The 697-nt window shown below is 64.4% G+C and carries 1 protein-coding gene; it reads right to left on the minus strand.

Going from position 1 to position 697, the window contains the following annotated elements; translation table 11 throughout:
• Positions 1–93: 93 nt before the first annotated feature.
• Positions 94–697 (minus strand): AAA family ATPase (locus tag KIK09_RS57210; RefSeq protein ID WP_214327975.1); only part of this gene is annotated, 604 nt, incomplete at its 5' end.

Here is a 697-nt window from a genome sequence, read left to right on the forward strand (position 1 = left end):
CCTAGTGCTCTGGCCACACAGGTTCACCGGTTCGGGGGTCGTGGTGGTTGGACTGCCGCTGAGCGACCACGCGGCGCGCAGGCGTGATCCGAGTTATCGGGTGGCCCCTGTCAGCCCCTGAACTGCGTCGATCACGCTGACCACCACCTCAGTCACCGGCTGGGATGCATCGATGATCGTCGCGCCACGGCTTTCGTAGATCGCTCGCATCCGAGGATTCCACTTCAGGGCCGCTGCGAGCTCTTCGGGATGTTGACCGAATGTGTTCGTAGTGCGGGTCGCGAGCCGGTGGCGGAGGGTGTCCTCGTCGATCACCAGGCACACGACGAGGTCGAAAAGATCGCGGACGTCTGCCTCGTTCTCCGCCGACCCACACAAGAACGCGATTCGGAAACGAGACTCCTCGGCGAGGGTCTCAACGCGCTCACGGACGATCGCCCACCCGTATCGGTCGAGCCAGCCCCCAGGAACCGGATACGGAGGATCCACCACAACCTCGCCCTTGGCTCGGTCGATCCAGCGACTGAAGCCGTCCTCGTCGGCGTCGAGCGCAACGTAACCACGCGCTCGCAACACCCCGCAGACCGTGGACTTACCAGTCCCTGAATTGCCCGTCACCCACACCAATGTCACGCCGCCAGCGTAGACATGACCACCCCGGGATAGTGCTGTGACCGCGCAGGTTCGCGGGGTTGCG

Origin of the sequence: Nonomuraea sediminis, from assembly GCF_018531495.1 — a bacterium.
Classification (GTDB): Bacteria; Actinomycetota; Actinomycetes; order Streptosporangiales; family Streptosporangiaceae; genus Nonomuraea; species Nonomuraea sediminis.